Genomic DNA, 25,948 nt, shown 5'->3' with positions numbered 1-25,948 from the left:
CCATCAGGGACTAACCTTCGCCTATCCGGCAGGGACGCCGCGCGAGGTCCACCATGGACGCCATTTCATCACTCGATGCTTACGAGCTCTCCGACCGCTACGACCGCGAGGACGGCCAGGTCTTCCTCACTGGCACGCAGGCGATCGTCCGCATCGCGCTCGATCAGGCCCGGCGCGATCGCGCCGCGGGGCTCAGCACCGCCGGCTTCATCTCCGGCTATCGCGGCTCGCCGCTCGGCGGCGTCGACCTCGAGCTGTGGCGTATCGAGGATCGCCTGAAGAGAGATCGCATCGAGTTTCTGCCCGCGGTGAACGAAGATCTCGCCGCGACCGCCGTGCTCGGCTCGCAGCAGGTCGAGACGCAAAGCGAGCGCGAGGTGCAGGGTGTGTTCGGGCTCTGGTACGGCAAGGGTCCCGGCGTCGATCGCTCCGGCGACGCGCTCAAGCACGGCAATGCCTACGGCTCCTCGCCGCATGGCGGCGTGCTGGTGGTCGCCGGCGATGATCATGGCTGCGTCTCCTCCTCGATGCCGCACCAGTCCGACGTCGCCTTCATGAGCTGGTTCATGCCGACGCTGCATCCGGCAAGCGTCAGCGAATATCTGGAGTTCGGCGAATATGGCTACGCGCTGAGCCGCTTCTCCGGCATGTGGGTCGGCTTCAAGGCGATCTCGGAGATCGTGGAATCCGGCGCCTCCGTCGCGTTGCGTCCGCCGCGCGACTTCCGCACGCCGGACTTCACGCCGCCGCCGGGCGGCCTGCACTATCGCTGGCCGGATCTGCCGGGACCGCAGATCGAGGAGCGGCTGGAGGCGAAGAAGCACGCGGTCTACGCCTTTGCAAAGGCCAACCCGATCGACCGGCACATCTACGACATCCCGCACGCGACCTACGGTATCGTCACCACCGGCAAGGCGCATCTCGATTTGATGGAGGCACTGCGGCTGATGGGCCTCGATGAGGCCGCCTGCCGCAGCATCGGCATCGACATCTACAAGGTCGGCATGGTCTGGCCGCTGGCGCTGCATGACGCGATGGAGTTCGTGAAAGGCAAGCGCGAGATCCTAGTCGTCGAGGAAAAGCGTGGCATCATCGAGAGCCAGTTCAAGGAGTATTTTTACGACTATCCCGGCGCAAAGCCGGAGCGCATGGTCGGCAAGCACGATGAGCGAGGGGCGCGGCTGATCTCCTGGATCGGCGAATTGTCGCCGCGCGCGCTCGCGGGCGTTCTGGCGCTGCGGCTCGACCCGATGTTTCCTGGGCTGAACCTCGGTGCACGCGCTGCCGCGCTGTCGCCGGAGGCGCAGCGCGTGATCACCGTCAGCGGCGCAACGCGCACGCCCTATTTCTGTTCAGGCTGCCCGCACAACACGTCCACAAAAGTCCCCGAAGGCTCCAAGGCGCTGGCCGGCATCGGCTGCCATTTCATGGCAAGCTGGATGGACCGCGAGACCTCGTCGTTGATCCAGATGGGCGGCGAAGGCGTGAACTGGGCGGCCTCGTCAAGGTTCACCGGCCACAAGCACGTATTCCAGAATCTCGGCGAAGGCACTTACTATCACTCCGGCTCGATGGCGATCCGGCAGGCGATCGCCGCGAGAGCCAACATCACCTACAAGATCCTGTTCAATGACGCGGTGGCGATGACCGGCGGCCAGCCGGTCGACGGCCCCGTCAGCGTGCACGCGATCGCGCACAGCGTCCGCGCCGAGGGCGTTTCGCGCATCGCGCTGGTGTCGGACGATCCCGCGCAATTTTCCTCCACCGACCTGCCCAGCGGCGTGACCATCCATCCGCGCGAGGAGATGGACGCCGTGCAGCGCGAGTTGCGCGAGGTCCTGGGAGTCTCCGTGCTGATCTATCAGCAGACCTGCGCCACCGAGAAGCGCCGCCGGCGCAAGCGCGGGCAGATGACGGATCCGAAGCGCTTTGCCTATATCAACGATCTCGTCTGCGAGGGCTGCGGCGATTGCTCGGTCGAGTCCAACTGCCTGAGCGTCGAGCCGAAGGAGACGCCGTTCGGTCGCAAGCGCCAGATCAACCTGTCGGCCTGCAACAAGGATTTTTCCTGCCTCAACGGCTTCTGCCCCAGTTTTGTGACCGTCGAAGGCGCCACGCGCCGCAAGAAAACGGCGAGCGACATCGACGCCGTGGGCCACGCCGCCGCGCTTCCCCTGCCCGCCCCAGCAACGCTCGAGCGGCCCTATGATCTCCTGGTCACCGGCGTCGGCGGCACCGGCGTGATTACCGTCGGCGCGCTGATCGGCATGGCTGCGCATCTCGAACGCCGCGGCGTCTCGGTGCTGGATTTCACCGGCTTTGCACAGAAATTCGGACCCGTGCTGAGCTACATCCGTCTCGCCGCGAGCCCGGAGGCGCTGCATCAGGTCCGCATCGATCAGGGCGCCGCCGACGCGCTGATCGGCTGCGATCTCGTCGTCAGCTCCTCGCCAAAAGCCTCCGGCACTTATCACCGGGGCACGCGCGCCGCGATCAACACGGCGGAGATGCCGACCGGCGACGTCGTGCGCTTCCGCGACGCCGATCTCGCCTCGCCCGCCCGCCTGCGCGCGATCCGCCAGGTGATCGGCGACGGCAATCTCGACACCATTAACGCAAACGCCCTGGCCGAGCGCCTGCTCGGCGATGCCGTCTATGCCAACATCATCATGCTCGGCTTTGCCTGGCAGCAGGGCCTCGTGCCGGTCTCGCTGCAGGCGCTGCTGCGCGCAATCGAGCTCAACGGCGTCGCGGTCGAGCGCAACAAGCAGGCCTTCGCCTGGGGCCGGATCGCCGCGGCCGATCCGGATCTTCTCCCCAAGCCCGAGGGCACTCCCGTCGCCGAGACGCTCGATCAAATGATCGACCGACGTGCCGAATTCCTGACTGCCTATCAGGACGCGGCCTATGCGGCGCGCTATCGGGCGATGATCGCGAAGGTACACGGTGCCGAATCCAGATTCGGCAACGCGGCGCTGACCGACGCGGTCGCGCGGTCCCTGTTCAAGCTGATGGCCTACAAGGACGAATACGAGGTGGCGCGCCTGCATATGCAGAGCGGCTTTCTCGACACGCTGAAGCGCGAGTTCGACGGCGATTTCAGGATCAATTATCATCTCGCGCCGCCTATCCTCTCCGCACGACGCGACGCGCGCGGCCGGCCGCGCAAGCGCGCCTTCGGGCAGTGGATCCAGATGCCACTCTCCGTGCTCGCTCGGCTGAAGGGCCTGCGCGGCACGCCGTTCGATCCGTTCGGCTACGCGGCTGAGCGCCGCGCGGAGCGCGAGCTGATCACCTGGTACGAGGGATTGATCGAGACGATGCTCGCCCGCCTCGATGCCGACACGTTGTCGGACATCGTCGCCATCGCCAAGGCGCCGATGGATATCCGCGGCTACGGCCCGGTGAAGGATGCCGCGATCGTAAAGGTCAAGGCCGAGGTGGAGACTCTGCTGGCGAACCTGCCTGCCTCACCATCGCAAAAAATGCTGAGCTACGGTTGACCGCGGCGGCAGCGAAGCTGCCGGCGCCGAAGTGATCGGCGCGTGGACTCTCAGGCGTAGGGGTTGATCAGCTTCTGCTGCTCGGCGCTGTGGTGCACGAGCATGTCGATGAAGGTCCTGACTTTCGCCGACAGATGATGGCGATGCGGATAGACCGCGTTCATCGACAGCTCGATCGGCCGGTATTCCGGCAGCAGGCGAACCAGGCGGCCGGCTTCGAGGTCATCGTGCACCAGGAAACCCGCGGCCAGGCAAATGCCGGCGCCTTGCAGCGCGACGGTGCGCAAGGCTTCACCGCTGTTGGTCACGAGAGTGCCGGATACGCGGACCGATGCCGGGTTTCCCTTGCGATCGAGAAAGCGCCATTCCTCGAAGGGATAGTTCAGATGGCGCACGCAATTATGGTCCGCAAGCTCCTCGAGTTGCTGCACGCGCCCGCGCGCCTCGATATAGGCGTGTGAGCAGCACAGCACGTGCCGCCAGGTCGCAAGGCTCCGAACGATCAGGCTCGAATCCGGCGGCGACGTCATGCGCAGCGCCAGATCAAACCCCTCTGCGATCAGATCGACATTGGCTTCGCCCATGCGCAAGTCGACCTTCACCTCCGGATAGGTCGACAGGAATTCGGCCACCACCGGCGCGACGAACGGCACCATGTGGGTGGCGATATGGATGCGCAGCGTGCCGCGCGGCGTCGATTGCAACGCGCCGGCGATGTCATCGGCCTGTTCGAGGTCGGCGAGGATCTGCGTCGAACGGTCGTAATAGGCCTGACCGATTTCGGTGAGGCTCACCTTCCGCGTCGTCCGGTTGAGTAGGCGCACGCCGAGCCGGTCCTCCAGCGCCTGGACGTGGTTGCTCACCATGGTCGTCGACATGTTGAGGCGACGGGCGGCGGCGGAGAACCCGCCGTTTTCAACCACCCGGACGAAGGCAGTGAGACTGGTGAAGCGGTCCATGATCGAGGCTCCGATTATCCGCTGCCGCTGGATAATGCTTCCAGTTCTTCGGGGATTATCACAACGGGCAGGACAGCGCATCTTACCGTCACAAGATGCGTCCTGTCGCAAAGGGGGCGCCTGGAAATCTCGTGAGGATGCCATGTCGAACGCCGCTTATGTCACTGAACGCAATACAAAAATCGGGATTCGTCCTTCGCGCTTGGCGATCAAGCGGGTCGCCATCGGGTTGGCCCTGGTACTCGGCGCCGCGGCTGCTGCGGACTTCGGCTACGGCTACCTGACCACCGGGCGCTATCTCGAATCCACCGATGACGCCTATGTGAAGGCTGATTCCACGATCATCGCGCCAAAGGTCTCCGGCTACATCGCCCAGGTGCTGGTCGGCGACAACGAGAAGGTGAAAGCGGGGCAGATCCTGGCCCGGATCGACGACCGCGATTTCAGGGCGGCGCTCGACCAGGCCCGCGCCGACGTTGCCGCCGGCGAGGCTTCGGTTCGCAATCTCGATGCGCAGATCGCGCTGCAGCAGCCCATCATCGAACAGAGCACGGCCGACGTTTCCGCGGCCGAGGCCAATCTGACATTCGCGCAGGAGGAACGTGCGCGCTACGACGAGCTGATGAAGTCGGGCTCCGGCACGATTCAGCGCGCACAGCAGACCGACGCCGCGCTCCGCGCCAGCGACGCGCAATCGCAGCACGCGAAGTCTGGCCTTTTGGCCGCGCAGCGCAAGGTCGACGTGCTCACCACCGAGCGCGCCAAGGCCGTGGCACAGCTCGAGCGCGCCCGCGCCGTCGCCGAGCAGGCCTCGCTGAATCTCTCCTACACCGAAATCACCGCGCCAGTGGACGGCACGGTCGGTGCTCGTTCACTGCGGGTCGGCCAGCTCGTGCAGGCCGGCACGCAATTGATGGCGGTGGTGCCGCTCGATGCGGTCTATGTCGTCGCCAACTTCAAGGAGACGCAACTCACGCATGTGCGCGCCGGCCAGCCGGTGGAACTGCATATCGACAGTTTCCGCAATCAGACCCTGCGCGGTCATGTCGACAGCCTGTCGCCGGCGAGCGGGCTCGAATTCGCGCTGCTGCCGCCGGACAACGCCACGGGCAACTTCACCAAGATCGTGCAGCGCGTGCCGGTGAAGATCGTGCTCGACGACCACAGCCTGAGCGGCCTGTTGCGCCCCGGCATGTCGGCGGTTCCGACCGTGAACACCAAGCAGGCCGTGCTGGCCGAGCGTGGTACGGGCAAGCGCATCGCTGACAACACCGCGCGCGCGAACGGTGGCTGAGGACGCCGGTCCGGCCGGATTATCAAATTCTGCCGGATGATCCTTCCAAAATTTCCACGATTATCGAAATCATCCGCCTAATGCATCCTGTCTCCAGACGAGGCTTCCATGAGCACGCTCCAACCAACCCTCACCGCCGCTTCGACCGCAGCCATTTCCGCTCCGGCTGCGCCCGCCACGCCTGCGGTTTCCGTAAAGACCTGGATCGCCGTAATCGGTGCAACGCTCGGCGCCTTCATGGCCGTGCTGAACATCCAGATCGTCAACGCCTCGCTTGCGGACATCCAGGGCGCGATCGGCGCCGGCATCGACGATGGCGGCTGGATCTCGACCTCCTATCTGATCGCAGAGATCGTGGTGATCCCGCTTTCGGGATGGCTTGCACAGGTGTTCTCGATCCGCATTTATCTTCTGACCAACGCGATCCTGTTCCTGGTTCTCTCCGCGGCCTGCGCGCTGGCGCAGGACCTGCCGCAGATGATCGTGCTGCGCGCCGTGCAAGGCTTTACCGGCGGCGTGCTGATCCCGATGGCGTTCACGCTCATCATCACGCTGCTGCCGCGCGCCAAGCAGCCGGTGGGCCTTGCGCTGTTCGCGCTGTCGGCGACCTTTGCCCCCGCGATCGGCCCGACCATCGGCGGCTATCTCACCGAGAACCTCGGCTGGCAGTACATCTTCTACATCAACCTTGTGCCCGGCGCGATCATGGTCGGCATGCTCTGGTATGCGCTGGAACCAAAGCCGATGAAGCTCGCGCTGCTGCGCGACGGCGACTGGGCCGGCATCATCACCATGGCGATCGGTCTCTCTGCGCTTCAAACCGTGCTGGAGGAAGGTAACAAGGACGACTGGTTCGGCTCGCCCTTCATCGTCAAGCTCTCCGTCATCGCCGCGGTTGCGCTGACCGCGTTCCTGATCATTGAGCTGACCGTCGAGAAGCCTCTGCTCAATCTGCGTCTCCTGGTCCGCCGCAATTTCGGCTTCGGCGTTCTTGCGAACTTCCTGCTCGGCGTCGCGCTCTACGGTTCCGTGTTCATCCTGCCGCAGTATTTGGCGCGCATCCAGGGCTATAATGCCGAGCAGATCGGCATGGTGCTGGCGTGGACCGGACTGCCGCAGCTCGTGCTGATCCCGCTGGTGCCGCGCCTGATGCAACGCTTCGACGCTCGGATCGTGATTGGCGTCGGATTCGTTCTGTTCGCGGCCTCCAACTTCATGAACATCTACATGACCAACGACTATGCCGCCGATCAGCTTCTTTGGCCCAACGTGGTGCGTGCGATCGGTCAGGCCCTGGTGATGGCACCGTTGTCGGCGGTCGCAACTGCCGGCATCGAGCCGGAGAACGCGGGCTCCGCATCCGGCCTGTTCAACATGACCCGCAATCTCGGCGGCGCCGTCGGCATCGCGCTGTTGCAGACCGTGCTCACCAAGCGCGAGCAATATCACTCCAACGTGCTGATGCAGTCCGTCTCGGTCTTCGAGCAGGCGACCCGCACGCGGCTGGAGCAGCTGACCCAGTATTTCGTCAATCACGGCGTCGTCGATCGCACCGATGCGGCGCACCGCGCCTATGTCGCGATCGGCCATGTCGTGCAGAAGCAGGCCTTCATCCTCGCCTTCAGCGACACCTTCTATCTGCTCGGCGCGGCGCTGATCGTCGCGCTGATCGCGTCCCTCTTCCTGAAGAAGCCCGGCCATGTTTCGGCGGGCGGAGCCCACTGACCACCCGAGTTAACCAAACAAAAGGAGAACCACCATGAAGCCCCGCATGAATTTCTACCAGGCTGCCCCCGACACCATCAAGGCGCTGACCGCGCTGGAGACCCACATCCAGTCGACGGGCCTGGAGAAATCGCTGATCGAGCTCGTCAAGATCCGCGCCTCCCAGATCAACGGCTGCGCCTTTTGCATCAACATGCACACCGAGGATGCGCGCAAGCGCGGCGAGACCGAACAGCGCATCTACCTGCTCAACGCCTGGCGCGAATCTCCGCTCTACACCGATCGCGAACGCGTGGCGCTGGCCTGGACGGAGTCGGTGACGCTGATCTCGGAAACGCACGCGCCCGACGACGTCTACGAGCAGGTCCGCGCGCAATTCTCCGAGGAGGAAACGGTCAACCTGACCATGCTGATCGCGACCATCAATGCCTGGAACCGGCTCGCGATCTCGTTCCGTGCGCTTCATCCCGTGAAGGTGAAGGCGTCGGTGGCGTGACGGGGCGCCCGCTGCCATCGACTGTGTGATGCACCGCTTCCACATTCTCAACTGTCATGCCCCGCGAAGGCGGGGCATCCAGTATTCCAGAGGCAGCGAAGTTCATAACAACTGCCGCGGCGTACTGGATCGCCCGGTCAAGCCGGGCGATGACAGCGGAGCGCCATGTGGCGTCGTCGATACTCTCGACGTTCGCGGTGAGGCTACTAGCCTACACCCCCGTCGCCTTCGCGAATTCCACGTAGATCTCGCGCAGCCGCGTCGCCATCGGGCCGGGCTTGCCGCTGCCGACCTGCTTGCCGTCGATCGCGACCACCGGCTGCACGAACGAGGATGCGCTGGTGATGAAGGCCTCCTTGGCGGCGAGCGCCTCAGTGACCGTGAAGGCGCGCTCCTCGATACGGAGCTGGCGTTCCGCGGCAAGCGCGAGCACGGCCTTGCGGGTGCAGCCCGGCAGGATGGCATTCGAATTTTGCCGCGTCACGATGACGTCGTTTTGCGTCAGGATGAACGCCGATGACGAGCCACCCTCGGTGACAAGACCGTCTTCGAGCATCCAGGCTTCGCCGGCGCCGGCTTCGGCTGCAGCCTGCTTCGCCAAGACCTGCGCCAGCAGCGCCACGCTCTTGATGTCGCGCCGTTCCCAGCGGATGTCGGGTACCGTGATGACATTGATGCCGGTCTTGGCCGAGGCCGCGTTGATGATGTCCTTCTCGGAAGTAAACATGACCAGCGTCGGCTTGACCTCGCCCTTGGGGAAAGGAAAGTCGCGCGCCGTGTCGGCGCCGCGCGTCACCTGGAGATAGACGAGACCATTGGCAAGCTTGTTGCGCGCGATGAGCTCCTTCTGCAGCTCGGTGATGCGCTCGACCGTCTCCGGCAGTTTCAGCTTGATCTCGCCGACGGAGCGTTCGAGGCGCGCCAGATGCGAGGCATTGTCAACCAGCTTGCCGTCCAGCACGGCCGAGACCTCGTAGATGCCGTCGGCGAACAGGAAGCCGCGATCGAGGACCGAGACTTTGGCGTCCGAAAGCGGGACGAAAGAGCCGTTGACGTAAGCGATCGAGTCCAAGGCAGGTCTCCTGTCGGGAATGCGGGAATTGCCTGCTCGTATACGAAATTTGTTGATGTCACGAAACCCTCAACTCGTCATTCCGGGGCATTCGCGCGGCGAAGGAGCCCGGAATCCATAACCACCGCTCGGGGTTATGGATTCCGGGCCTGCGCCTTCGGCGCATCCCGGAATGACGATGGGAGTTAGTGGGACAATATCTTCGACAAGAACTTCTGTGCGCGGTCGCTTCTTGGCTTGCCGAAGAAGTCGTCTTTCGGGGCATCCTCGACGATCTCGCCGCGGTCCATGAAGATCACGCGGTTGGCGACCTTGCGGGCAAAGCCCATTTCGTGGGTGACGACCATCATGGTCATGCCTTCGCGGGCGAGGTCAACCATGACGTCCAGCACCTCGCTGATCATCTCGGGGTCGAGGGCGGAGGTCGGCTCGTCGAATAGCATGGCAATGGGATCCATCGCCAACGCACGCGCGATGGCGACGCGCTGCTGCTGGCCGCCGGAGAGCTGCGCCGGAAACTTCTGCGCCTGCTCCTTTAACCCGACGCGCTCAAGAAGCTGCATGCCCTTGGCCATCGACTTGTCGTGAGCCCGCCCCAGCACCTTCTCCTGCGCAAGGCAGAGATTGTCGATGATCTTGAGATGCGGGAACAGCTCGAAGTGCTGGAAGACCATTCCGACGCGCGAGCGGAGCTTTGGCAGATCGGTCTTTGGATCGTTGACCTTGGTGCCGTCGACCGTGATATCGCCCTTCTGGAAGGGCTCCAGCGCATTGACGCATTTGATCAGGGTGGACTTGCCCGAGCCCGAAGGGCCGCACACGACCACCACCTCGCCCTTGGCGACGTTGGTGGTGCAATCCTTCAGCACCTGGAACGAGGCGCTGTACCATTTGTCGACGTGACTTATCTCGATCATGACGGGCTCTAGCGGATGATGGCGATGCGCGACTGCAAGCGGCGAACGCCAAAGGACGCGATACAGGAGATGGTGAAGTAGACGACGGCGGCGAACAGGTACATCTCGACGAGACGCCCGTCGCGCTGCGCGACCTTGCTCGCCGCTCCGAGGAAATCCGTGATGGACAGCACGTAGACCAGCGAGGTGTCCTGGAACAGCACGATGGTTTGCGTGATCAGCACCGGCAGCATGTTGCGGAACGCCTGAGGCAGCACGACGTAGCGCATGGTCTGCGCGTAGGTCAGGCCGAGCGCACTTGCCGCCGCCGGCTGCCCGCGCGAGATCGACTGGATGCCGGCGCGCATGATCTCGGAGAAGTAGGCCGCCTCGAACATGATGAAGGTGATGAGCGAGGAGGCGAACGCGCCGACCTTGATCGGCCGCGGCGCGCCGGTCAGCCACTGCCCGATATAGGGCACCAGGAAGTAGAACCAGAAGATGACGAGCACCAGCGGCAGCGAGCGCATGAAGTCGACATAGAGAGCGGCGATGCGGCCGAGCAGCTTGTAGCCGGACAGCCGCATCAATGCGATCGCCGTGCCGAAGATCAGGCCGCCGAGCGCGGCGAGCGCCGTGAGCATCAGCGTGAACGTCATGCCCTCATAGAACAGATAGGGCAGCGCGCGGCGGATGACGTCGAAATCGAAATTGCCGAGCATCGCTATTTCCCCGTGATGTAGCCGGGGATCGCGACCCAGCGCTCGAGGAAGCGCATTGCGGTCACGACGACGGCGTTGACGAGGAGATAGAGGATGGTCGCGGCGGTGAAGGCCTCGAACACCTGGAACGAGAATTCCTGCATCGAGCGCGCCTGCCCGGTCAGTTCCAGCAGGCCGATGGTGATGGCCACCGCGGTGTTCTTGATGGTGTTGAGAAACTCGGAGGTCAGCGGCGGCAGGATGATGCGGAACGCCATCGGCAACAGCACGTAGCGATAGCCCTGCACGGTCGTTAGCCCCAGCGCGGTCGCCGCCATCTTCTGCCCGCGCGGCAGCGAGCCGATGCCGGCCTGCAATTGCACGGCGACGCGCGCCGACATGAACAGGCCGACGCCGATCGCCGCGGTCCAGAACGGCGCGTATGGCAACTTCTTCAGCCACAGGCCGGCAGCGCTCGGCAGCAATTCCGGCAGCACGAAGAACCACAGGAAGAGCTGCACCAAGAGCGGCATGTTGCGGAAGAACTCGACCCAGCAAAAGCCGAACCAGTAGGCGCCTTTCGACGGCAGCGTGCGCATGACGCCGACGATCGAGCCGGTGATCAGCGCGATGATCCAGGCCAGCGCCGCGGTCTCGAGCGTCAGCAGCAGTCCCGACAACAGCATGTCGAGATAGGTGCCGGTGCCCATCGGGTTCGGCTCGAAGAAGATCTTCCAGTTCCAATTGTAGTTCACGAGTCCCCCGCGCGAACGCGACAATCACAGATACTGCTATCGTCTATGCAAATGTCCGGCCATTCCCCTCTCCAGAATGGCCGGACAATACTCCTGATCCCAGGGATCGAAGCTTACTTATAGTCGTCCGGGTTCGGCGAGTCGGTCGGCTTGGCAAACTCGTTCTTCAATTCGGCCGAGATCGGCGTGTTGAGGTTCAGGCCCTTCGGCGGGATCTTGTCCGTGAACCACTTGTTGTAGATCTTCTCGCCTTCGCCGCTGGTGTAGACCGCGGCGGTCGCCGCATCGACCACCTTCTTGAAGGCGGCGTCGTCCTTGCGCAGCATGATGCCATAGGGCTCGGGCTTGGAGAACGCGTCCTTGGAGATCACATAGTCGGCTGGGCTCTTCGAGCCGGCGACGAGGCTCGCAAGCAGGATGTCGTCCATCACGAAGGCGACGGCGCGATCGGTTTCCACCATCAGGAAGGCCTCGGCATGGTCCTTGGCCGGAATGATGTTGGCGCCGAGGCCCTTCGCGACGTTGGCTTCGGTGAGCTGCTTGATGTTGGTGGTGCCGGCGGTCGAGACCACCGTCTTGCCCTTCAGGTCATCGATCGACTTGAGGCCGCTCGACTTCTTGAACACGTAGCGGCTGGCAGTCAGGAAGTGGGTGTTGGTGAAGGCGACCTGCTTCTGCCGCTCGGCATTGTTGGTGGTCGAGCCGCATTCGAGGTCGATGGTGCCATTGGCCATCAGCGGGATACGGGTCGCCGAGGTCACCGGGTTGAGCTTGACCTCCAGCTTGTCGAGCTTGAGCTCCTTCTTCACGGCGTCGACGATCTTGTAGCAGATGTCCATCGCGAACCCGACGGGCTTCTGGTTGTCGTCGAGATAGGAGAACGGGATCGAGGAGTCGCGGAAGCCGAGCGTGATCGCGCCAGTGTCCTTGATGTTCTTGAGCGTGCCGGTCAACTCCTCGGCACTGGCCTGGCTCGCGACCAAGCTGGCGGCGAGCACGAGGCCGAAGTTACGGAAATGTTTCACTTTTTTCTCCCCTTATGGAATGGCGGCCAGATGCTTGCATAAATCGGGCCGGATTAGAATGTGACTTTCGGAGCCCTTCACCTAGCCGAGCGGACGCGGTAGCTCCCCGAGGTCCCAGAACAGGCCTGCCATGACGGTCAGCGCCTCCTCGGTCAATGGCAGCAGGATGTGCTCATTTGGCGCATGCTGGGAACAGCCGGGATAGGAATGCGGCACCCAGATCGTCGGAAGGCCAAGAATCTCGGAGAACACGTCGTTCGGCAGCGAGCCGCCGAAATTCGGCAGGATCGCGGGCGCCTTGCCGGTGGTCGTTTGCACGGAGTCCGCGGCCCATTTGATCCAGGGGCTGTCGAAATCGGTGCGTGAGGCGACAAAGCTTTGCGCCGCCCGCACCTCGACCATCGGAAATCCCTTTGCGACGAGATGCGCGCGGATCGCCTCAATGAGGCCGTCGATCCTGGTGCCGACAACGAAGCGCAATTGCAGCACCGCATTGGCATGGCCCGGGATCGCGTTCGCGGGCTTCTCGATATTGCCCGACGACATCGCCAGCACCTCGAGCGTGTTCCAGGCGAAGAGCCGTTCCGCTGCCGACAGTCCGTCCTCGCCCCAATCTTGCGCGAGCGCCGGCTCGTCTTCGGTCGGCTCGACTTTGACATCGGCAAGGAAGCTGCGGATCTGGTTGGTGAGGCGCGGCGGCTTCAGCGCATCGAGCTGAAGGCGGCCGTGACCGTCGACCAGCGTGGAAATCGCATTCACCAGGATCGTTGCGGGGTTGGCGAGTACGCCGCCCCAATTGCCGGAATGATGTCCGCCATCGCGCAAATTGACGTCGAGATGGATGCGGATGCCGCCACGGCAGCCGAGGAACAGCGTCGGGCGATCAGCCGAGAGGCGCGGCCCGTCGGAGGCCATGAACAGATCAGCCTTCAGCGCCTCGCGATTGAGATCGCAGACCTTGCCGAGATCGGGCGAGCCGATCTCCTCGCCCATCTCGACGATGAACTTGGCATTGAAGCCGAGCTTGCCGCCGCGCGCCGCGCGCACTGCGCGCAAAGCCGCGAGATTGATGCTGTGCTGGCCCTTGTTGTCGGCGGTGCCGCGGCCATAGACGCGATTACCCGATGTCGTCGTGCGCCAGGGATCGCGATTGTCGCGCCACTCGCCCTCCATGCCGTCGACGACGTCGCCATGGCCATAGATCAGAACGGTCGGCGCGGACGCGCTCTCGATATGCTCGGCAATCAGGAACGGCGCCTTGCCGCTCGGCGATTCCACCAGCCGGCTCTCGAAGTCGAGCGCTGCAAAGGCGGGCCGCATCTCCTGTTCCAGATAGGCACGCAGCTCGGTGCCGCGCGAGGCGCTCTGGCTCTCGGTACGATAGGCGACGCGGCGGTCGAGCTCTGCAAGGAACGCGCCGGATGAAAAATCCTCAACTGCGCGGGCGATGGCATCAGCTCTGGTCATTTCGTTCTTTTTCAAGCCTGGATTTGGAACAAGCGTAGCGGGATACGCCGTCTTTCGGAAGTGGCGGGGGTTGGCAATTGACTCTTCAATTGACTCTTGCCAACGACCGGGAGCTTCTTGAATTTGGCCTTGCCAAGGGCAGGCCGAATGCAAGAACTTGGCCAACTGTCGGGCACCGATAGCATCGAGACGTGCCCGAGGATAGTGGCGCCGAGGGACAAGCATGGCAAAAGAAATTCGGCTCAACGCATTTGCGATGAATTGCGTCGCGCATCAATCGCCGGGCCTGTGGACCCATCCGCGCGACCGCACCGCCGAATACAACCGCCTGCCCTATTGGCTCGATCTGGCGAAGACGCTGGAGCGCGGCCGCTTCGACGGATTGTTCCTTGCCGACGTGCTCGGCGTCTATGACGTCTATGGCAACAGCCCCGATGCCGCATTGCGCAACGCGGCGCAGACGCCGTCGAACGAGCCGCTGCTGCTGCTCTCCGCAATGGCAGCGGTGACGCAGAATCTCGGTTTTGGCGTCACCTCCAACCTCTCCTTCGAGCCGCCCTATCCCTTCGCGCGGCGGATGTCGACGCTCGATCATCTGACCGAAGGGCGGATTGGCTGGAACGTCGTCACCGGCTATCTCGACAGCGCCGCGCGCGGCGCCGGCAAGGACAAGCAGACCGCGCATGACGATCGCTACGACATCGCGGATGAATATATGGAGGTGGTCTACAAGCTCTGGGAAGGAAGCTGGGAGGATGAGGCCGTGCTGCGTGACCGCGCGCGCGGCATTTTCACCGACCCCGCAAAGGTGCATCGCGTCACGCATGAGGGCAGGAACTTCCGCCTCAACAATACCATCCATCTGAGCGAGCCGTCGCCGCAACGCACGCCCGTGCTGTATCAGGCCGGCACCTCGCCGCGCGGGCGGCAGTTCGCGGCCCAGCACGCCGAATGCGTGTTCATGTCGGGGCCGTCGGCAAGAGTGATCGCGCCGCGCGTTGCTGCCATCCGTCAGGCAGCGGCCGAGCTTGGGCGCAACCCGGCCGAGATCCTGATGTTCTCGATGATGACGCTGATCCTCGGGCGGACCGAGGCCGAAGCGAAGGAGAAATACGCCGACTACCGCCGCCACATCAGCCCCGAAGGCGCACTTGCCTTGATGTCCGGTTGGACCGGCGTCGATTTCTCCGGCTACGAGCTCGACCAGCAGGTGCGTCACGTGCAGAACGATGCCGGCCGCAGCGCGATGGACAACGTCACCCGCGCCGATCCCGACCGCGTCTGGACCGTGCGCGACGTGATCGAGCATGTCGGCGTCGGCGGCGCCGGGCCGGTCGTGGTGGGAACGCCGGAGATGGTCGCGGACAGGATCGAGGAATGGTTCGAGGCGACCGACGTCGACGGGCTGAACGTGGCGTTTGCGATCTCGCCCGGCGATTTCGAGGATATCGCCGACATGTTGGTGCCGGAGCTGACCCGGCGCAGCCGCTACAAGGCGGACTATGCCAAGGGCACGCTGCGGGAAAAGCTGTTCGGCCCCGGCCGCGCCCGGCTCACCGCGCCGCACCCGGCGGCGGGCTATCGGGTGGGGCGGAAGGACTAGACCGGTTACTTTGCATGGGGTTGTTTTTCAGATTTTGGTCTCGATGTCGTCCTGGCGAAAGCCAGGACCCATTACCCCAGGGAGAAGTTTGGCGAAGACAAGGGCAACTAGCATCGTGCCCATTACAGAGATCACGCGGTATGGGTCCTGGCCTTCGCCAGGACGACGTTGAGGAGGCATAGGCATACTGCCTCACACCTTCCCGTCCACCACCACTTCGATGAGCTTTGTGCCCGGGCGATTGAAGATGGATGCGAAGGTTGCCTTCAATTCCGTGGGATCACTCACCTTGATCGCCTCGCATCCCAGTGACCGCGCGATCCCGGCAAAATCCACCGGCGGGTCGACGAAATCCATGCCGACATAATTGTCATCGCCGTGGAAGGCGAGCAGGCGCTGCTTGATGATGTGGTAGCCGCCATTGTTGGCGATGACGATCGTCAGCGGCAGCTTGTGGTGGGCAGCGGTCCATAGCGACTGGATCGAGTACATCGCGCTGCCATCGCCGGAGAAGCAGACCACCGGCCGCGTGGGGTTGGCCAGGCTGACGCCGACCGAGGCCGGCAGGCCCCAGCCGATGCCGCCTGAGGCGAGGCCGTGATAGCCGTAGCGGTCGCGGTGTGGGCGCAGGCTCGCGATCTGGCGGCCGGAGGTGAGGCCCTCGTCGACGAGAATGGCGTTGTCGGGCATCGCCTCGACCATTTGCAGCGTCAGCCAGTCAGGGTCGATCGGCGTGCGGTCCCTCGCCTTCGTGATCTGCTCGACCAGCGCCGCGCGGCGCGCGTTCCAGTTCTTCGGCGCGAGCTCGGCGAGACGTTCCCTGGCGTGCCGCTCCAGCGCGGCGCCGCCCATTTCCTTGAGCGCCGGAACCAGCGCGCGCAGCGTTTCCTTCACGTCAGCCTTGAGCGCGATCTCCGCGCCAAAGTTCTTGGCGATCTCCCAATCGACCAGGCCAACCTGCACGATAGGAAGTCCATCCGGCAGCGGGGCCACCTCGCTATGGACCGACATCCGCAACGGATCGCCGCCCAGCGCGATGAGCAGATCGTAAGGCGCAAGCGTATCGCGCGCGGCCTTCTGTACGCGCGCCAGCGTGCCCATGAAGCTCGGGCTTTCCGAGAGGAAGTGCGCGCCATAGGCCGTGGAGGATTGATAGGCGGCAGCGCCCAAGAGCTCCGCGAGCTCGGCGGCTTCCTTCAGCGCGTCGCTCTTGACCACCTCGTCCATCGTGACGATGACCGGATGTTCGGCCTTGAGGAGCCGTGCGGCGAATGCCTTCAACGCCTCATCAGACGGCCTTGTGCGCGCATCGATGCGGGTGGAGCGGCCAAGATCAATGCCGGCTTCGCTATTGAGGATATCGCCCGGCAACGAAATAAACACCGGCCCCGTAGGCGGCGTGGTCGCGACCTTGGCGGCGCGGCGCACGATGCGCGGCAGATCCTCGAGGCGCGTCACCTCCACCGCCCATTTCACGAGCGGCTCGGCCATCCGCACCAGCGGACCATAGAGCACCGGCTCCATCAGGCCGTGGCCCTGCTCCTGCTGGCCCGCGGTCAAGATCATCGGCGTGCCCGTGAACTGCGCGTTGTAGAGCGAGCCCATCGCATTGCCGAGCCCGGGCGCGACATGGACGTTGCAGGCGACGAGTTGTCCGGAGGACCGGCTAAAGCCGTCGGCGATCGCGACCACCAGGCTTTCCTGCATCGCCATCACATAGGTGAGATCGGGATGGTCCTTCAGCGCATGCATGATCGGCAATTCGGTGGTGCCGGGATTGCCGAACAGATGCGTGATGCCTTCATCCCTCAGCAGCGCAAGAAAGGCGGAGCGGCCGGTGATGCGGTTCTTCATGTTTCCTCCTGATCTCGCGGACGTTGCCGAAGGGGCGCGCATGATGGCCGAAGTCGCGAGCACGGCGCAAGGAAGCGCAGTCATGGCTGCGTTGCGCAGATGCGCGTAAGCTGGGAGCATGCCCGGGCGTAAACCTGCACAGGGGGACACGATGGCCTATGACGAGAACACCGCCGCGCGCGTGCGCAAATTGCTGGCGGGCCAGCGCTACTTGGCGGAAAAGAAGATGATGGGCGGCCTCTGCTTCATGGTGAACAACACCATGTGCTGCACCGTGAGCGGGCGCGGCGGGATGCTGATCCGCGTCGGCCCGGAGGCGCATGCGCGCATGCTGCAGGAGCCGTACACGAGCCCGATGGAAATGCGCGGGCGCATCATGAGCGGCTTCGTGCGCGTCGCGCCAGAGGGCTACCAGACCGAAGCCGAGTTGAAGAAATGGATCAAGCGCGGGCTCGAGTTCGTCGCCGCGATGCCGGCAAAGACCGCAGGACGCACAGTGGCGCCAAGGAAGGCTGCTACAGCCAAATCCAAGGGCGCCGCAAAGGCTAAAGCCCCTCCTCGCGGCCGAGCTCAAAAGGGTCCTCGCCGCTAGCGCGGTTCTTCTTTTTCGAGCGCTGCCAGACCACGCCCGGGAAACCTTTCAGCGGCACCAGCGGCTCGCCGGTATAGGCCCATTCCTGCAGCTCTTCGATCGCGATGTGATAGAGTGGCTGGCGGCCGGTGCGCTCGTTGAAGAGTGCGCGGGGGATGTTGACCATGTGCGGGCCGCGCGGGCGCTCATAAGCGATCGGCGTGCCGCACTGGGAGCAGAAGCTGCGCGCGGTCTTGGTCGCCTTGTCCTCATAGCGGGTCATCGTGCTCTTTCCCGACGTGATGCGAAAACGCTTCTTCCAGCTTCCGACGTAGGTCGCATAGGCCGCGCCATGCGCGCGGCGGCTGGATGCTGAGTGATCATGCCATGCCCAGCGCGCCGGCACGTCGATCTCGAAGGTGACCTTGCCGCACAGGCATTGCCCGGTGGCAGTTCCTGCGGCGACTGCGGCTTTGGCCATGGTGCTTCCTCATCGTCCTTGCGAGCGCAGCGAAGCAATCCAGGATGCAGCCGCGGAAAGACTCTGGATTGCTTCGCTGCGCTCGCAATGAGGGAGATTGGGGTTTCCGTCGGAAAAGTCAAATGTAGACCGTACCCCGGATGGAGCGAAGCGTAATCCGGGGGGCCCGATACGCTGGGTGAAGACCCGGATTTCGCTGCGCTCCATCCGGGCTAAGGCGGCGTCATGCCGGCGTCAGCTCATCATACGCGGGATAATCCGTGTACCCCTTCTCTTCGCCGCCGTAGAACGTCGCGCGGTTGTAGGGTGTGATCGGATAGTCGTGCTGGAGGCGGCGCGGCAGATCGGGGTTGGAGATGAAGATGCGACCGAATGCGACGATGTCGGCGTTGCCGTCGGCGATCGCGGCATTCGCCGTTTCGCCGGTGAAGCCGCCGGCAGCGATCAGGACGCCGCTATAGAGCGGTCGGAACAGCACCATGGCCGACGGCACGTTCTGCCAGTTGACGTCGGCGCGGCCGGCGCCGCTGGAACGGGGCTCGATGACATGAAGATAGGCGAGGCCAAGCTTGTCGAACGCCTTCACGACATGCGTGTAGAGCGGCATCGGATCCGGCTCACCGGAATCATTGGCGATGCCGTAGGGCGACAGCCGCACGCCGACACGGTTCGCGCCCCAGACGTCGATAGCGGCCTGCGTGACCTCGAGCAGCAGGCGCGCGCGGTTCTCGATCGAGCCGCCATACTGGTCGGTGCGCTGATTGCTGCGCGACTGCAAGAACTGCTCGAGCAGATAGCCGTTGGCGCCGTGGATCTCGACGCCGTCGAAGCCCGCGGCGAGCGCGTTCTTCGCAGCCTGCCGGAACGCCTCGACGATGCTCTTGACATCTTCGGTTTCGAGCGCGCGCGGCGTCTCATAATCGGCGATCTTGCCATCGGCGGTCATCGCCTTCATGCCCTCGGCCCTGATCGGAATCGCGGAGGGCGCAACCGGCAGCTCGCCGCCATGGAAGGACGAGTGCGAGACGCGACCGACATGCCAGAGTTGAAGGAAGATGATGCCGCCCTTGGCATGCACGGCATCGACCACCTCGCGCCAGCCCGCCACCTGCGCGTCCGAATAGATGCCGGGCGTAGCGGGATTGCCGCGGCCGTGCGAGAGCACCGGCGAAGCCTCGGCGATGATGAGGCCGCCTTTCGTCGCACGCTGGCCGTAATATTCAGCGTTGAGCGACCGTGGCGCAAAGCTCTCGCGCTCGGCCCGCATGCGCGTCAACGGCGCCATCGCGACACGATGCGCAGGCTTGTACGGACCGACCTGCAACGGTTGAAACAACGCCGGGAATTTCATGCTGGCCCCAAATGGCTATGGAAGGATACGGATCATATAGCGAGGGGCGGCAACCGGAAAAGGTGCCGCCCCTAGGAGCCTGTCCGAGTAGTCCCTGTTCAATTGGATGGGGGTCTGATTCTATTGGCGGCGATGAGCAAGTATTTTCGCCTCTGGAAGATTGATCAGCCGCAGCTTCTGCCGCCCAGCGTGCAGGATTTCGTACCAAGGGACCACTTGTCACGGTTCATCGTGGAACTGGTGCGGGAGAGCCTCGACCTCACTGAGATTAGCAGCAGCTACACGAGTGCACTCGGCCAGCCGCCGTTCGATCCGCGCCTGATGGTGTCGCTGCTGCTCAACGGCTATGCGAGCGGCATCTACTCCTCCCGGCGCATCGCCAAGGCGTGCATCGAGCGCACCGACTTCATGATGATCGCAGCCCTCGATGCGCCGGACTTCCGCACCATCTGCGAGTTCCGCAAGCGGCACCTCAACCAGCTGGCCGGGTTATTCGTGCAGGTGTTGAAGCTCGCCGAGAAGGCTGGGCTGGTACGGCTTGGGCATGTCGCGCTCGATGGCACCAAGATCAGGGCGAATGCGTCCAAACACAAGGCGATGAGCTATGGGCACATGAAGAAGCGCCAAGCCGAACTGCAGGCCGAGGTCGATCGCTGGCTGGCCGCCGCCGAGGCCGCGGATGCCGAAGACGACAAGCTGCACGGCACCAAACGTGGCGACGAACTGCCCGACTGGGTCGCCGACAAGCAGAAGCGGATCGCCAGGATCGTTGCGGCCAAGGCTGAACTGGAGGCGGAGGCCAAGGCCGCGGCCGACGAGCAGCGTCGCATCGAGGCCGAGAAGCAGAAGAGCCGCGAAGCTGAGGGGCGCAAGAAGACCGGCAAGCCCGCCGCGCCGCCATCCGACGAGCCTGCCGCAAAGGCACAGCGCAACTTCACCGATCCTGAAAGCCGCATTCTCAAAACCAAGGACGGCTTCATCCAGGGTTATAACGCGCAGGCGGCCGTCGATGGCAAAGCGCAGATCATCGTTGCACACGGGCTGACGCCGAGCACGAGCGACCATGGCCAACTGGTGCCGCTGGTCGATGGCATCCAAGCCAATCTCGGCCACAAGCCACAACAAGCTTCCGCCGACAGCGGCTATCTGAGCGAGGCCAATCTTGCGAGCCTCGAGCAGCGCGGGATCGACGGCTACATCGCCATCGGACGCGCCAAGCGCCCCACCGCCGACAACGGCAAGGTCGGCGGACCGCTGACACAGGCGATGAGAAAAAAGATTGCCGATGGCGGCTTCGACACCCCCTACCGGCTAAGAAAGCAGATCGTGGAGGCGGTGTTCGGACAGATCAAGCAGGCACGCGGCTTCCGCCAGTTCCTGTTGCGGGGCCTGGCAAACGTGCGTGCCGAATGGGCGATGATCTGCACCGCCCACAACCTCGTGAAGCTCGCTAACCTCGCAAGGCCCGCATCAGCGGGATTTCGTGTCAAAATGCGCCAACCAGAAAGCTATCTGGACGGGCTCCTAGAAAGAGAATTTTCCGTCCCGCGAGATGCGGGACAGCAGTGATCGCTACGCCGTCTTGATCCAGACGGCCTTCACGTTGAGATATTCCTCGACGTGCTGCTTGCCGGATTCGCGGCCATAGCCGCTCATCTTGTAGCCGCCGAAGGGCACCGCCGGGTCCATCGCCTGGTAGCAGTTGACCCACACCGAGCCGGCGCGCAGCGACTTGGCTACGTGATGCGCCTTGCTGACGTCGCGGGTCCACAGGCCCGAGCCGAGGCCGAACATCGTCGCATTGGCACGCTTGACGAGCTCGTCCATGTCCTTGAACGCGATCGCGGAGATCACGGGACCGAAGATCTCCTCCTGCGCGATGCGCATGTTGTCCTGGACGCCCGCGAACACAGTCGGCGAAACGAAGTAGCCCTTGGCGAGCGCGCCTTCGGTCACGCGGCCGCCGCCGGCGAGCGCCTTCGCGCCTTCCTTCTGGCCGACATCGAGATAGCCGGTGACGCGCTCGAGCTGCTGTTCGGAGACGAGCGGGCCGATCTGAGTGTTGGGATCAAGGCCGTTGCCGACTTGCAGCTTCTTGCCGAACTCCGCGACGCGGCCGACGAACTCGTCATAGATCGCCTGCTCGACGAACAGCCGCGTGCCGGCGCTGCAAATCTGTCCGGAATTGGCGAACACCGCCATCGCAGCGCCCGGCACGGCAGCGTCGAGATCAGCATCGGCAAACACGATGTCCGGCGACTTGCCGCCGAGCTCGAGCGAAACGCGCTTCAGATTGCCGGCCGAAGCACGAATGATCGACTGACCCGTGACGTGCGAGCCGGTGAAGGCGACCTTGTCGACGTCGTGGTGCGAGGCGAGCGCGGCTCCCGCGGTCTCGCCATAGCCCGGCACGACGTTGATGACGCCGGGCGGCACGCCGGCTTCCAGCGCGAGTTCGGCGATGCGCAGCGAGGTCAGCGGCGCTTCCTCCGCGGGCTTCAGCACCACGGTGCAGCCGGTCGCGATCGCAGGTCCGATCTTCCAGATCGTCGCGGTGAACGGGCCGTTCCATGGGATGATGGCGCCGACGACGCCGACCGGCTCCTTCAGCGTGTAGGAGAAGATCTCGCCGGGCAGCGAGTTCTCGATGGTCTCGCCATGGATCGCGGTCGTCTGCCCTGCATAGTAGCGGAGCATGCCGAGCACGCGCAGCTTGTAGGAGCGGGTGCGGCTGACGGGCGCACCCATGTCGAGCGTATCGAGCTGCGCCAATTCGTCAAAATTCTTCTCGATGAGATCGGCGAGCTTGAGCAGCAGGTTCTGTCGCTCGAACGGCTTGACCTTGCTCCACGCCCCCTCGAAAGCGCGGCGCGCGGCCGCAACCGCGCGATCGATGTCTTCCTTGTCGCCCTCGGCGACAGTTGCGAGCAGTTCGCCGGTCGCGGGGTTACGGGTCTCGAAGCGCTTGCCCGAGGCCGCATCGACCCATCTGCCGTCGATCAGCATCTGCTTGTAGGACCCGTTGGCGAACGGATGGCGCGTGATCGGAATAGCTTGCGACACAGCCATGGCTGCACTCCCTCTGACTGACTTGATTGGGTTCGATCTGGGCGGGATCGTTAGGTCAGCGAAAATACAGCGGTGTCGGATGGGCGTAAAGCCGGTGCGGAACGAAGACCTCCCATGCCGACTTGTGCATGGTCGCAAGATTGCCGTGCTATAGGTCGAGCCTTCTCACCCCGCGCGCCGTGATCCGGAGTATCCCCATGCCGCACCCTGCCCTGTCAGCCAATAACGTTGCCGTGATAACGGGTGGTGCAGCCGGCATCGGACTCGCCGCCGCGGAACAGTTTGCAAGGCTCGGGATGAAGGTCTGCATCGCCGACGTCGATTCCGTACGGCTGACGCAGGCCGAAACAAAACTGTCATCGATCGCGCCCGGCGGCAGCGATCATGTGATGACTGCCGTTGTCGATGCCAGCCGGCCGCAGAGCCTGACGGAACTGGAAGCCGCCGTGCAGAACCGCTTCGGCGGAACGGACGTGCTGATGAACAATGCCGGCATCCAGCCGGGCAGCACGATGTTCGGCGAGCCTGACACCTGGCAGCGCATCATCGACGTCAACATGTGGGGCATCATCAACGGTGCACGCATCTTTGCACCCAGCATGATCGCGCGCGGCAAGGCCGGCCTCATCATCAACACCGGGTCGAAGCAGGGCATCACCACGCCGCCGGGCGATCCCGCCTACAACGTCTCGAAGGCCGGCGTGAAGGCGTTCACCGAGGCGCTCCAGCACGAACTGCGAAACACCAGGGATTGCCGCATCACGGCGCACCTCTTGATCCCCGGCTTCGTCTTCACCGGCCTCACCGCGCGCGGCCGCACCGAGAAGCCCGCCGGCGCCTGGACGCCGGAACAAACGGTCGATTTCATGATGGCGCGGCTCGAGGCCGGCGACTTCTACATCCTCTGCCCTGACAACGACGTGCCGCGCGAACTCGATGAAAAGCGCATGTTGTGGGCCGCCGGTGACATCGTCGAGAACCGGCCGCCGCTGTCGCGCTGGCATCCGGACTATGCGGATGCGTTTGCGCAGTTCGTGAAGGGCAACTAGGCGAGGCCGCCTACAGCGTCTCTTGCTGGTGTCCGCATTGCTTGCAGGCGAACTTGACGCGGGTCTGGCCCTTGGGGGCCTGGACCCGGTTCGGCGCGCCGCACTTGCCGCAGAGCGTCTCGATGCGGGTCGTGCCCTGCTTGACGACGATGTTCTTCTTTTCCATCGTCTCGCGGATCAGGCGCTCGGCCTCCTCGCGCAAGGATTGTTTCGACAAAGCTCATCTCCGCCATGAATGCGGGCGAGCCTTATCGCACCCGCGTCGAAATCACAATCGGCAAAGCCGGTTCAAAGCTCAACTATCACATAGCTGTCTTCGGCATGCACCGGAAGGTTTCCGCGACCTACGCGCCTTCTGTAGCTCCTCGCGGCGCTCCACCGCGACCACGCCCGAGATGTGCCTTCGCACACGCAACACGCGTTCCCCAGGAACCACCACGCTCAAGAACGCTCCAGCGATTGACTAAAATTTCGTCTATTGCATTGCGTTCCCTGGGCTTACCTTCCCACAGCATCCAACCCTTCTTCTTCCCCGGAGTCCCCTATGCCCCTCCTCATTCGCGGTGGCACCGTCGTCAATCATGATCATTCGCGCCGTGCGGACGTGCTGGTCGACGGAGACACCATCGTCGCGGTTGGCGCATCGGTCGATGCGCCGGCGGGTACTGAAATGATCGACGCCGGGGGCTGCTTCGTGATGCCGGGCGGCATCGATCCGCACACCCATCTCGAAATGCCGTTCATGGGCACGGTCACGGCCGATGATTTCGAGTCCGGCACGAAGGCGGCGCTGACCGGCGGCACCACCATGGTGGTGGATTTCTGCCTGCCAGATCCCGGCCAGTCGATGCTCGCGGCCTATCAGGAGTGGCGGCACAAATCCGAGAAGGCGGCAAGCGACTACGGCTTCCACATGGCGGTGACGTCATGGTCGAAGCAGATTTTCGACGAGATGGAGACCGTGGTCAAAACCTACGGCATCAATACCTTCAAGCACTTCATGGCCTACAAGGGCGCACTGATGGTGAACGACGACGAGCTCTATAACTCGTTCGCGCGCTGCGCCCATCTCGGGGCCATGCCAGTGGTGCACGCGGAGAACGGCGACGTCGTCGCGCTGATGCAGGAGGCGTTGATTGCGCGCGGCATCACCGGCCCCGAAGGCCATGCCTATTCGCGGCCGCCGGAGGTGGAGGGTGAAGCCACCAACCGCGCCATCATGATCGCCGACATGACGGGAACGCCGGTCTACATCGTCCACACCAGTTGCCGCGAAGCGCACGAGGCGATCGCACGGGCGCGCGCGGCGGGAAAACGCGTCTATGGCGAGCCGTTGATCCAGCATCTGCTGCTGGATGCCGGCGAATATGCCAGCAAGGACTGGGATCATTCCGCGCAGCGCGTGATGTCGCCGCCGTTCCGCGACAAGTCGCACCAGGACAGCCTGTGGGCCGGCCTGCAATCCGGCTCGCTCCAGGTGGTCGCGACCGACCACTGCGCCTTCACGACCGAGCAGAAACGGTTCGGACTCGAGGACTTCCGCAAGATCCCCAACGGCACCGGCGGACTCGAAGACCGCCTGGCCCTGCTGTGGACCGCGGGTGTTACGACCGGGCGGTTGACGAAGGAGGAGTTCGTCGCGGTGACCTCGGCCAATATCGCCCGCATCCTCAACATCTACCCGCGCAAGGGCGCTGTCGCCGTCGGCTCGGATGCCGACCTCGTCGTGTGGGACCCCAAGGCAACCAAGACGATCAGCGCGAAGCGGCAGATGAGCCGCATCGACTATAACGTCTTCGAGGGATTCGAATGTACGGGCGGACCGGCCGCGACGATCTCACGCGGCCGGATCGTCTGGAAGAACGGCAACCTGCGCGCCGAAGCAGGCGACGGCCGCTATATCGAACGGCCAGCGTTCTCGCCGGTGCATGTCGCCAATTCGACCTGGAAGGAGCTGACCGCACCGCGCGCGGTGACGCGGGGCGCAGTCACGCCGTAAATGCTTTCTGGCAGGAAATCGGTTGATGCGACAGGGTGACACCTGATTCAGGTTGAGTTTTGTGGGGACATGTTGCGG

The 25,948-nt window shown here is 63.9% G+C and carries 20 protein-coding genes and 1 pseudogene; 9 read left to right on the top strand and 12 right to left on the bottom strand.

Going from position 1 to position 25,948, the window contains the following annotated elements:
- The first annotated feature begins 53 nt into the window (after window positions 1–53).
- Window positions 54–3,503, top strand: coding sequence for an indolepyruvate ferredoxin oxidoreductase family protein (locus NLN62_RS26610; protein WP_254110821.1), 3,450 nt, complete (start codon window positions 54–56; stop codon window positions 3,501–3,503).
- A gap of 50 nt (window positions 3,504–3,553) precedes the next feature.
- Here the strand turns inward: NLN62_RS26610 and NLN62_RS26605 are convergent, their stop codons facing one another.
- Window positions 3,554–4,462: a LysR family transcriptional regulator gene (locus tag NLN62_RS26605; protein WP_027524985.1), complete on the bottom strand. Its 909-nt coding sequence runs from the start codon at window positions 4,460–4,462 to the stop codon at window positions 3,554–3,556.
- A 142-nt stretch (window positions 4,463–4,604) separates the two neighbouring features.
- Between NLN62_RS26605 and NLN62_RS26600 the strand changes: the two genes are divergently transcribed.
- The 3 genes from NLN62_RS26600 (at window position 4,605) to NLN62_RS26590 (ending at window position 7,977) form a co-directional block, all read left to right on the top strand.
- Window positions 4,605–5,756, top strand: coding sequence for an HlyD family secretion protein (locus NLN62_RS26600; RefSeq protein WP_254110819.1), 1,152 nt, complete (start codon window positions 4,605–4,607; stop codon window positions 5,754–5,756).
- A 108-nt stretch (window positions 5,757–5,864) separates the two neighbouring features.
- Window positions 5,865–7,481, top strand: a complete 1,617-nt coding sequence (locus tag NLN62_RS26595) for an MDR family MFS transporter (protein ID WP_027524983.1) — start codon at window positions 5,865–5,867, stop codon at window positions 7,479–7,481.
- A 34-nt stretch (window positions 7,482–7,515) separates the two neighbouring features.
- Window positions 7,516–7,977, top strand: a complete 462-nt coding sequence (locus NLN62_RS26590; protein ID WP_027524982.1) for a carboxymuconolactone decarboxylase family protein — start codon at window positions 7,516–7,518, stop codon at window positions 7,975–7,977.
- Window positions 7,978–8,188: 211 nt separating this feature from the next.
- Here NLN62_RS26590 and NLN62_RS26585 read toward each other — a convergent pair whose 3' ends face one another.
- The 6 genes from NLN62_RS26585 to NLN62_RS26560 all read right to left on the bottom strand — a co-directional run bounded on the left by NLN62_RS26585 (window position 8,189) and on the right by NLN62_RS26560 (window position 13,893).
- Window positions 8,189–9,049 (bottom strand): D-amino-acid transaminase, encoded by an 861-nt coding sequence (locus NLN62_RS26585; RefSeq protein WP_027524981.1) that lies wholly within the window; start codon window positions 9,047–9,049, stop codon window positions 8,189–8,191.
- 185 nt (window positions 9,050–9,234) lie between these two features.
- Complete coding sequence (locus NLN62_RS26580) at window positions 9,235–9,966, bottom strand: amino acid ABC transporter ATP-binding protein (protein WP_027524980.1); 732 nt, start codon at window positions 9,964–9,966, stop codon at window positions 9,235–9,237.
- 8 nt (window positions 9,967–9,974) lie between these two features.
- Entirely contained in the window at window positions 9,975–10,667 is a 693-nt protein-coding gene (locus NLN62_RS26575; protein ID WP_027524979.1) for an amino acid ABC transporter permease, read from the bottom strand.
- A 2-nt stretch (window positions 10,668–10,669) separates the two neighbouring features.
- Entirely contained in the window at window positions 10,670–11,401 is a 732-nt protein-coding gene (locus NLN62_RS26570; protein WP_027524978.1) for an amino acid ABC transporter permease, read from the bottom strand.
- 113 nt (window positions 11,402–11,514) lie between these two features.
- Complete coding sequence (locus NLN62_RS26565; RefSeq protein ID WP_254110816.1) at window positions 11,515–12,426, bottom strand: amino acid ABC transporter substrate-binding protein; 912 nt, start codon at window positions 12,424–12,426, stop codon at window positions 11,515–11,517.
- A gap of 81 nt (window positions 12,427–12,507) precedes the next feature.
- On the bottom strand, window positions 12,508–13,893 hold the full coding sequence (locus NLN62_RS26560; RefSeq protein WP_254110808.1) for a M20 family metallopeptidase: 1,386 nt from the start codon (window positions 13,891–13,893) through the stop codon (window positions 12,508–12,510).
- 223 nt (window positions 13,894–14,116) lie between these two features.
- Here NLN62_RS26560 and NLN62_RS26555 point away from each other — a divergent pair, with 223 nt between their 5' ends.
- Window positions 14,117–15,496 (top strand): LLM class flavin-dependent oxidoreductase, encoded by a 1,380-nt coding sequence (locus NLN62_RS26555; protein WP_254110806.1) that lies wholly within the window; start codon window positions 14,117–14,119, stop codon window positions 15,494–15,496.
- A 192-nt stretch (window positions 15,497–15,688) separates the two neighbouring features.
- On the opposite strand, the gene NLN62_RS26550 is transcribed toward NLN62_RS26555, so the two are convergent.
- Entirely contained in the window at window positions 15,689–17,350 is a 1,662-nt protein-coding gene (locus NLN62_RS26550) for a thiamine pyrophosphate-binding protein (protein ID WP_254110804.1), read from the bottom strand.
- A 151-nt stretch (window positions 17,351–17,501) separates the two neighbouring features.
- On the opposite strand from NLN62_RS26550, the gene NLN62_RS26545 reads away from it, so the two are divergent.
- Complete coding sequence (locus tag NLN62_RS26545; RefSeq protein WP_254110802.1) at window positions 17,502–17,942, top strand: TfoX/Sxy family protein; 441 nt, start codon at window positions 17,502–17,504, stop codon at window positions 17,940–17,942.
- On the opposite strand, the gene NLN62_RS26540 is transcribed toward NLN62_RS26545, so the two are convergent.
- Both NLN62_RS26540 and NLN62_RS26535 read right to left on the bottom strand, forming a co-directional pair.
- Entirely contained in the window at window positions 17,896–18,402 is a 507-nt protein-coding gene (locus NLN62_RS26540; protein ID WP_254110800.1) for a GFA family protein, read from the bottom strand. The two genes, NLN62_RS26545 and NLN62_RS26540, sit on opposite strands and share 47 nt — an antisense overlap.
- A 223-nt stretch (window positions 18,403–18,625) precedes the next feature.
- Window positions 18,626–19,753, bottom strand: coding sequence for an alkene reductase (locus NLN62_RS26535; RefSeq protein WP_254110798.1), 1,128 nt, complete (start codon window positions 19,751–19,753; stop codon window positions 18,626–18,628).
- Window positions 19,754–19,885: 132 nt separating this feature from the next.
- Here NLN62_RS26535 and NLN62_RS26530 point away from each other — a divergent pair.
- A pseudogene (locus NLN62_RS26530) lies at window positions 19,886–21,205 on the top strand (IS1182 family transposase); the annotation flags it as partial.
- Window positions 21,206–21,325: 120 nt separating this feature from the next.
- Here the strand turns inward: NLN62_RS26530 and NLN62_RS26525 are convergent.
- A complete protein-coding gene (locus NLN62_RS26525; protein WP_027524970.1) occupies window positions 21,326–22,822 on the bottom strand; it encodes an aldehyde dehydrogenase family protein in 1,497 nt (498 codons plus the stop codon).
- A gap of 197 nt (window positions 22,823–23,019) precedes the next feature.
- On the opposite strand from NLN62_RS26525, the gene NLN62_RS26520 reads away from it, so the two are divergent.
- The gene (locus NLN62_RS26520) at window positions 23,020–23,871 is read left to right on the top strand and encodes an SDR family oxidoreductase (RefSeq protein ID WP_254110797.1); all 852 of its coding nucleotides are present in this window, start codon (window positions 23,020–23,022) and stop codon (window positions 23,869–23,871) included.
- Between the two features lie 10 nt (window positions 23,872–23,881).
- On the opposite strand, the gene NLN62_RS26515 is transcribed toward NLN62_RS26520, so the two are convergent.
- Entirely contained in the window at window positions 23,882–24,088 is a 207-nt protein-coding gene (locus NLN62_RS26515) for a hypothetical protein (RefSeq protein WP_027524969.1), read from the bottom strand.
- Between the two features lie 327 nt (window positions 24,089–24,415).
- On the opposite strand from NLN62_RS26515, the gene hydA reads away from it, so the two are divergent.
- On the top strand, window positions 24,416–25,870 hold the full coding sequence (gene hydA / locus NLN62_RS26510; protein ID WP_027524968.1) for a dihydropyrimidinase: 1,455 nt from the start codon (window positions 24,416–24,418) through the stop codon (window positions 25,868–25,870).
- Window positions 25,871–25,948 lie beyond the last annotated feature (78 nt).

Source organism: Bradyrhizobium sp. CCGUVB23 (genome assembly GCF_024199885.1).
Lineage (GTDB): Bacteria > Pseudomonadota > Alphaproteobacteria > Rhizobiales > Xanthobacteraceae > Bradyrhizobium.
The sequence above is the reverse complement of the archived record's forward strand: the minus strand, read 5'-3'. Positions and strand labels throughout refer to the sequence as shown.